Origin of the sequence: Pseudomonas sp. ML96 (genome assembly GCF_000761545.1) — a bacterium.
Lineage (GTDB): Bacteria > Pseudomonadota > Gammaproteobacteria > Pseudomonadales > Pseudomonadaceae > Aquipseudomonas.
Genome location: NZ_JPMY01000007.1, coordinates 34,672 through 42,455, shown reverse-complemented (window position 1 = coordinate 42,455; position 7,784 = coordinate 34,672). Strand labels below are relative to the sequence as shown.

Below are 7,784 nucleotides of genomic sequence, written 5' to 3'. Positions count from 1 at the left end.
CGACCCCCGGCGTGACAGGCCGGTATTCTAACCGACTGAACTACCGCTGCGCGTCGGTTCTCGCAAGAGACATGGTGGGTGATGACGGGATCGAACCGCCGACCCTCTGCTTGTAAGGCAGATGCTCTCCCGGCTGAGCTAATCACCCGAGTAGCCTTGCGAGGTGGCGAAATTTACGCACCCCCCTCACCTAAGTCAACACCCTGCTTGAATTTTTTTCTTCGCGGCGAGTTTTGCGATGTTTTCCACCCTGCCCGATTCGAGTGCCGAAGGCCCCAATCCGGTGCGCAACGGGTCAGCCTGCGCGCAACAATAGACGGGTAGTTACCAGACCTTTCTCCGCACGCTCGAGCCCCGCTTCCTCGACCCGCACACCCTGCTCTTCCAGGCTGATCAGCCAGCGCAGCAGGCGGGCGAAGTCGGTCGGCTGCAGGCTCACCTGCAGGCCACCATCGCCCTGGTTATCCAGACGTTCGATATTCAGTCCCTGGCTCGCCGCGCTGGCGGTCACCAGGCCCTGCATCGCCTTCGGGTCGATGCTCACCTGCGGCTTGCCCTGCTGCGCCCGTACCTGCGGTGCATGTTCCTGCAGGTAGGCATGCAGTGCGCGCTGCTGTTGCAGGTAGCTGTGCGCCTGATCGAGGTTCTGGCTGACCGGCCGCCACAGCAGCAGGTACAGCAGCACCAGCAGCAGGAAGCCACCGAGCAGCCCCAGGGCCAGGCGGTCGCGCGGCGGCAGGCCATGCCAGCGGGCAGCCAGTGGGTTGTTGGCGATATGCCCGCGCAGTTGCGCAGCCAGCGTACTCATCCGTTACCTCCGATCACCAGGCGTGCGCTGACGCCACTGTCTTCCCGGCTCGCCGAACCCATGTCCACCGCCAGTCCGGCCTCCTGCAGACGCGTACGCAAACTCTCCAGCGCCGCGAAGTCGCTGGCCTGCAGGTTGAGCGCGAGGTCGCCACGCTGGGCATTGAAGTCCAACTGCTGCACCTGCACCCGCGCGCCCTCCTCGCCAATCGCCGCGGCCGCCTGGTCGAGCAGCTGCAGCAACTGCTGCTGGCCGCCACCCTCGGCTTCGGCCAGGTGCTGGTCGAACTGCGCCCGCAGATTGATCAGTTTGTTGTCCTCGGGGAACAGCTCGCGGTACAGGCTGGCATTGGCCTGCGCGTAGAGCTCGCCCTCACGCTGCAGGTGCCAGCCCTGGGCCAGGTTGAAGCCCCACTGCAGCACCAACCAGAGGCCGACCAGCGCCGCCAGCGGGCGCCAGCGCTGCCACTGCCCGGACGACTCGCGCCGGGCAAACGGCCCCTGGGCCAGGTTGCATTCGGCGCGCTGCCGCGCCAGCCAGGCCAGCGGCGAAGCAAGCTCATGGATAAGCTCGACACCTTCCGGTGCGGCCTGGCCGGCCGCGACATAGGCCACGCGTGGCAGCGGGCACAGCTCGATCAGCTGCGGCCAGTCCTCGCCACGCAGGGCCAAGCGCGCCTCGCCACTACCACCGAGCAACCAGCGATCGCCCAGGCAGAACAGCTGGCTGCCCTCCTCGCTCAGCAGGTCGGCATCGACCTCGATGCGCTGTGGTGGATTGCTCTCGCACAGCGCCAGCCACCTGGCCAGCCAGCTGCGACGCACCGCATAGACGCGGTGGCGACCGTCGGCCAGTTGCCCGCCGACGCTCAGGTGGAACTGCTCGACGTCTTCGGCCAGCAGTTCCTCCACGGCGAACGGCAGCGCCTTCTGCAGCCAGCGCGCCTTGGTGGTCGGCAGCTGCACCAGGCAGGCGGTCACCGCCTCGACCGGCAGCACCAGGCGCCAGGCCTGCGCCGCCGGCAGCGCCTCGGCAAACGGGAGCTGGCTGCAGATATCGCCCTCGACCTGCCAGACCGGCAGCTCGGCGGCCACCTGGTTGCAGGCCTGCGGCGGAAGAAACAGCGTGGGCAGACTCATTGCTTGGACTCCTCGACGGGCGGGGGCGCCAGGCCCTCCTGCCCCAGATCGCGCGCCATCAGACGGACGCGCCCATCATTACCACGTTGCAGATAACTGACCAGCACCTGACGCCGGTCGCCCAGCAGCACTTCAGTGGTGACACGGAAATACTGGCTGGTGGTGCTCAGCCCCTGGGCACTCACCGCATAGGCGCTGAGCTGCTGGGTGAAGGCGCCGAGGTCGCGATAGCCGGTGCGACCGCGTCCCTCGACAACCGCCTTCAGCGCCGCATCGGGAATGCCGTCGGCCAGGCAGGCCAGCACCTGGGCGCTGGCGGTGTTCACATTGAGCTCCACATCCTTCGGCAGCGCGCTGACGAAAGGCGCCAGGCGCCGGTAGTCGACCTCGCTCATGCCCAGCAGCAGGCGCAGCTCGGAAATGTCGACCATGCGCCCCGGTCCGGTGCGATACGGCGGTTTGAGCAGCAGGTACTGGTCATCCTCGGCACCGGCCATGCCGCTGGGATCCTGGTCGGTATCCAGCCAATCCTGCAGGCGGTCGGCATAGGCCGGGCTCAGCTGCAGGCGCTGCAGCAGGCGGCGCAGGCGCAGTAGAGCCTGCTCGCCGGCCTCACCACCGACGGACAGGCTGTTGAGATTGAAGCGCCCGGCGAGGTCCTCGATACGCAGGCGCAGCTCGCCACCCTCGTCCAGCGGGAAACGCAGCGCGGGGTTGGCCCAGGGCTCGGCCAGGTGATCGACCTGCTCGCCACCCAGGTCGCGGCGCAGCAAGGCCTTGGCCACCAGCTCGCCCCCCTCCGCGTAGTACTGCGCCTGGCGCACCAGCAACTGGTTGCCGGTGCTGCGGATGGCCAACTGCTGGCGCATCAGCAGCGCCGCGCAGATCACCGTCACCAGGGCGACCACCAGCAACACGGTGATCAGCGCCACGCCACGCTCGCGCCTCACGTTGTCGGCACCTCACTCGTGTCGGGAGCCGGCTCTTCCGGCAGCAGCTCGCCACCGTCCTCGCCATCCGGCGGCGTCACCTGCTCCTGTTGTGGCATCTCCGGCATGCGCCAGATGCGGCGTAGTTCGCCGTAGTGGCGGTGCTCAATGGTCAGTTCGATGGCCTTGGGCAACTGAGTCAGCGCCTCATCGGCGCTGCTGTTGGCCGGTGGCCAGTTCTGCAGCCAGCGGCCCTCCAGATCGAGAAAGCGCAGCTCGAAACGGGTGACCCCGTCCAGCGCCTGCTGCACCCGCGGCTGGCTGTCCTGGGCCTGATCCAGCACCGGCCAGTAAGCACGCTGCCAGCGTTCGCCTTCGAGCTGCCAGCGTACTCGCTGCAGCGTCGCGCGCTGCTGGCCGAGCGGATTGCGCCAGCCGCTGCGAGTGAACTCCAGTTGAGTGTTGCGGCCACTGTCGCCGCGCAGCGAGGCCAGTGGGTCACCCAGCGGATCGCGCACCGGCCGTGTGCGCACCTGCAACAGGTCGCGCTCGAAGGCGGCCATGGCCCGGGTCAGCTCGCGCAGGCGCTGTTCCTGCTGGCGCTGGCCGCGATCGGTCTGCAGCACACTGTCAAGCATGCGGTAAGTGGCCATGGCCAGCAGGGCAAAGATGGCGATGGCGATCAGCACTTCCAGCAGGGTGAAACCGCGCTGCCTCATGGTTCCGCCCCGATGAAACCGCTCAGGGTGACCAACGCATTGTCTTCGATCTTGCCGCGCAGGCCGCGCTCGGGGCGCAGTGCGACACGCACGGTGGCGCGCAGCATCTCTGGCTCGCTGGTGGTCTGCACTTCGGTCTGCCACAGCCAGCGCCGACCGGCGTAGGTCTCCTCGCCCTGCTCGCGGCCCTCGGAGGGCGGCGCATCGGCCAGTTGCAGCTCCTGCAGGCGGTTGTCCGCCAGCCAGGTGGCGAAGGTCTTTTCTTCCAGGCGGGCTGCGGTCTTCAGGGTACGCGCACTGGCGCTGAGCACACTGGCGGCGACCACGGCGAAGATGGCCAGGGCCACCAGCACTTCGAGCAGGGTGAAGCCACGAGCACGCCTCACCGCCCCTTCTCCTGCTTCAGTTCCGGTGCGACGAAGCCGTCGCTGACCAGCGACAACGCCGGCGCGCCGCGCTCACGGCCGCCGGCCAGGTGCAGAGTAAAAGGCGTCAGCTCGCCACTGGAGAGAATCAGCAACTGCGGCGGCTTGGACGCCGACTTGTCCTTGTCGCCCTTGGGGCTCGGCAGGCCGACGCTCTGGTCCTCCACCTCAATGCTCAGTTGGATCCAATCCGGCAGCTCGTAGACCTTGGCGTCCAGCGGCTCCCAGCGCGACTTCAGCGGCTCATAGCGCAGCACCTGGTAGCTGTGCGTCTCGAAGCGCACGCCGTACTCGCGATTGTCCAGCACCGCTTCGTCGAGCAGCACACGCAGCAGGCCGTTGAGCCGCTCTGCCTCGTCATTGAGCTTGCGCGCAGGGCTGCTGGCCAGGCCGCTGCCGATCACGGCGAGGCCGGTCAGCACGCCGAGCAGGACCAGTACCACCAGCAACTCGATGAGGGTGAAGCCCCGCGCGGCTCGCATTGGGAATCAGAGATCCCAGTTACCGATATCGGCGTTGGTACCGTCGCCACCTTCCTGGCCATCGGCGCCCAGCGAGTAGAGGTCGATCTTGCCGCGGGTGCCTGGCGAGAGGAACAGGTACTGGTTGCCCCAGGGGTCGATCGGCAGCTTCTTCAGGTAGCCCTCGGCGTTCCAGTTCTTTGCCGGTGGGTTGCCGGTAGGCTTCTTCACCAGCGCTTCCAGGCCCTGCTGGGTGCTCGGGTAGTTCTGGTTGTCCAGCTTGTACATGTCCAGGGCCGCACCGATAGCGCGGATGTCGTTCTGCGCCGCGGTGACCTTGGCCTGGTCCGGGCGGCCCATCACCTGTGGCACCACCAGCGCGGCGAGGATGCCGAGGATGACCACCACCACCATGATCTCGATCAGGGTGAAACCGCGTTGTTGCTTGTTCATCACTATCAGCCCACCAGTTGGTTCAGAGAAAGAATCGGCAGGAGGATGGCCAGCACGATCACCAGCACCACCGCTCCCATGAACACCAGCATGAACGGCTCGAACAGCCCCACCAGCAGGCCGATGGTGGCCGCCAGGTCGTTCTCCTGGTTGCGCGCCGTGCGCGACAGCATCTGGTCCAGTTCACCCGAGCGTTCGCCGCTAGCGATCATGTGCAGCATCATCGGCGGGAACTGCCGGCTGGCCTCCAGGGCGCGCGACAGGCTGCCGCCCTCGCGCACGCGCTGGGTGGCGTTGGCCACATCGCTGCGGATGATGCGGTTGGACACCACTTCGGCGCCGATGCTCAGCGCCTCCACCAGCGGCACACCGCTGCGCACCAGAATGGCCAGGGTCGAGGCGAAGCGCGCCGTCTCGGTGGCGGCGATCAGCCCACCAACCAGCGGTACGTGCAGTAGAAACGCATGCCAGCGCCGGCGCAGGTCTTCATTGCGCAGCGCGCGGCGGAAGGCGAACACGGCAAGCACGGCGAGAATGATGACCACCACACCCCAGGCCTTCACCAGTTCGCTAAGGAAGATCAGCCCGCGAGTCAGCGCCGGCAGGGTCTGCCCGGAATCTACGAACACCCGCACCACATCCGGCACCACGTAGCCGAGCAGGAAGCCGACGATACCCAGCGAGGCAAGCATCAGGATCACCGGGTAGAGCAGTGCCATCTGCACCTTCTGCCGCGATTGCTGGCGCTGCTCGGTATAGTCGGCCAACTGCTCCAGCACCGGACCGAGATGACCGGCATGCTCGCCAGCCGCCACCGTGGCGCGGTACAGCTCGGGGAAAGCCGCAGGATAAGTCGCCAGGGCCTTGGCCAGGCTGTGGCCTTCGAGCACCTTGCCACGCACCGCCAGCAGCATCGACTGGATGCGTGGCTGGCGCGACTGTGCTGCAGCGGCGCGTAGCGCCTCCTCGATGGGCAGCGCGGCGCTGATCAGGGTCGACAGTTGACGGGTGACCAGGGCCAGGTCGCGGGCCGACAGGCCACGACGCAGGTTGAAGCCGCCAGAGGTGCCCTCCTCCTTGCGCTGCACCGGCTCGACCTGCAGCGGCGACAGCTGTTTGTCACGCAGCAGCTGGCGCACCTGGCGGGCGCTGTCGCCCTCCAATACGCCCTTCTGCTGGCGGCCCTTGGGGTCCAGTGCGATGTATTCGAAGGCGGCCATCAGTCTTCCCGGGTCACGCGCAGGACTTCTTCCAGGGTGGTCACCCCTTCCAGCACCTTGCGCCGGCCATCATCACGGATGCTCGGGCCAAGGCTGCGGGCGTGGCGCAGCAGTTCCTGCTCGCCGACGCCGTTGTGCACCAGGGTGCGCATCTTGTCGTCGAAGATCACCAGTTCGTAGATACCGGTCCGCCCGCGGTAGCCCTGCTGGTGGCACTCCGGGCAGCCCTTGGCGTGATGGAGCATCGGCTGGCTCTGCAGATCAAGGCCGAGCAGGTTGCACTCGGCCTCGTCGGCCGGACGCGCCTCGCGGCAATGCGGGCAGAGCACGCGCACCAGACGCTGGGCCAGTACGCCGAGCAGAGACGAAGACAACAGGAACGGCTCGACGCCCATGTCGACCAGGCGGGTGACGGCACCCACGGCGCTGTTGGTGTGCAGGGTGGACAGCACCAGGTGGCCGGTCAGCGAGGCCTGTACCGCGATATCGGCGGTTTCCTGGTCGCGAATTTCACCGACCATCACCACGTCCGGGTCCTGGCGCAGAATGGCGCGCAGGCCGCGGGCGAAGGTCATGTCCACCCGCGGGTTGACCTGGGTCTGGCCGATGCCTTCGAGGTAGTACTCGATCGGGTCTTCCACCGTGAGGATGTTGCGCGAGCGATCGTTCAGGGTGACCAGGCCGGCGTACAGAGTAGTGGTCTTGCCCGAGCCGGTGGGGCCGGTGACCAGGATGATGCCGTGGGGCTTGCGCAGGTTATCGTCGAGCAGGTGGCGATCGCGCTCGCTCATGCCCAGGTGCTGCAACGACAGGCGCCCGGCCTGTTTATCCAGCAGACGCAGTACCACGCGCTCGCCATTGGCCGACGGCAGGGTCGAGACGCGGATATCCACCTCGCGGCCGCCGACCTTGAGCGAGATGCGGCCGTCCTGCGGTACGCGCTTCTCGGCGATATCCAGACGCGCCATGACCTTGACCCGCGACACCAGCAGCGCGGCCAGTTCGCGGCGCGGCTCGATCACTTCACGCAGGATGCCGTCGACGCGGAAGCGCACGACCAGGCGCTTCTCGAAGGTTTCCAGGTGGATGTCAGAAGCGCCGGCCTTGATCGCCTCACTGAGAATGGCGTTGATCAGGCGGATGATTGGCGCATCGTCTTCCTGCTCGAGCAGGTCGCCGGATTCGGGGGTGAGTTCGGCCAGGCTGGCCAGGTCGAGTTCGGCACCGAGGCCCTCGGCCATCTGCCGCACTTCGGAGGAATCACGCTGGTAGGCCAGGGCCAGTTCCTGCTCGAAGGCTTCGGGCTCGAGCCAGTGCAGCGGCAATACTCGACCGGCGAAGCGCTGGGCTTCCTGCACGGCCGTCAGGCTGGCGCCGCGCCGCACCTGCAACTGCGGCTCGCCGAAGGACTCGCGCAGCAGCACACCGTGGCGCTTAGCGAAGGCAAATGGCAGGGAACGCAACGGCGGCTCTGCCGGGACCGCTAGTGCGGCATGGGTATCGATGGACATGTGCGGGCCCGTTCCTGAAACAGAAGATCCATCTAGCTGTTGTCTTATTGTTGTTCTATGGCACGACTGGAGAGCCAAATTAACGGATTTCCACGGAATCTGCAGTGCTGATTTCGCAG

The 7,784-nt window shown here is 66.9% G+C and carries 9 protein-coding genes and 1 tRNA gene; all 10 read right to left on the bottom strand.

Going from position 1 to position 7,784, the window contains the following annotated elements; genetic code table 11:
- Positions 1-72: 72 nt before the first annotated feature.
- A tRNA-Val gene (locus IP89_RS05650) sits at positions 73-148 on the bottom strand.
- A 147-nt stretch (positions 149-295) separates the two neighbouring features.
- Positions 296-808, bottom strand: coding sequence for a type II secretion system protein M (locus tag IP89_RS05645; RefSeq protein ID WP_052080971.1), 513 nt, complete (start codon positions 806-808; stop codon positions 296-298).
- Positions 805-1,947, bottom strand: a complete 1,143-nt coding sequence (gene gspL, locus IP89_RS05640) for a type II secretion system protein GspL (RefSeq protein ID WP_043308296.1) — start codon at positions 1,945-1,947, stop codon at positions 805-807. The genes IP89_RS05645 and gspL overlap by 4 nt, the downstream gene beginning before the upstream one ends.
- Positions 1,944-2,897, bottom strand: a complete 954-nt coding sequence (gene gspK, locus IP89_RS05635) for a type II secretion system minor pseudopilin GspK (protein ID WP_043308294.1) — start codon at positions 2,895-2,897, stop codon at positions 1,944-1,946. The genes gspL and gspK overlap by 4 nt, the downstream gene beginning before the upstream one ends.
- Positions 2,894-3,595 (bottom strand): type II secretion system minor pseudopilin GspJ, encoded by a 702-nt coding sequence (gspJ, locus tag IP89_RS05630; protein WP_043308292.1) that lies wholly within the window; start codon positions 3,593-3,595, stop codon positions 2,894-2,896. Before gspJ ends, gspK begins: the two co-directional genes overlap by 4 nt.
- On the bottom strand, positions 3,592-3,981 hold the full coding sequence (gene gspI / locus IP89_RS05625) for a type II secretion system minor pseudopilin GspI (protein WP_043308290.1): 390 nt from the start codon (positions 3,979-3,981) through the stop codon (positions 3,592-3,594). The genes gspJ and gspI overlap by 4 nt, the downstream gene beginning before the upstream one ends.
- Complete coding sequence (gspH, locus tag IP89_RS05620) at positions 3,978-4,502, bottom strand: type II secretion system minor pseudopilin GspH (protein ID WP_043308288.1); 525 nt, start codon at positions 4,500-4,502, stop codon at positions 3,978-3,980. Before gspH ends, gspI begins: the two co-directional genes overlap by 4 nt.
- A gap of 6 nt (positions 4,503-4,508) precedes the next feature.
- Positions 4,509-4,934: a type II secretion system major pseudopilin GspG gene (gene gspG, locus IP89_RS05615; protein WP_043308286.1), complete on the bottom strand. Its 426-nt coding sequence runs from the start codon at positions 4,932-4,934 to the stop codon at positions 4,509-4,511.
- Positions 4,935-4,939: 5 nt separating this feature from the next.
- Positions 4,940-6,154 carry a GspF family T2SS innner membrane protein variant XcpS gene (gene xcpS / locus IP89_RS05610; protein WP_043308284.1) on the bottom strand — a complete coding sequence of 405 codons (1,215 nt, stop codon included), beginning with the start codon at positions 6,152-6,154 and terminating at the stop codon, positions 4,940-4,942.
- Positions 6,154-7,665 (bottom strand): type II secretion system ATPase GspE, encoded by a 1,512-nt coding sequence (gspE, locus tag IP89_RS05605; protein WP_052080970.1) that lies wholly within the window; start codon positions 7,663-7,665, stop codon positions 6,154-6,156. The genes xcpS and gspE overlap by 1 nt, the downstream gene beginning before the upstream one ends.
- Positions 7,666-7,784 lie beyond the last annotated feature (119 nt).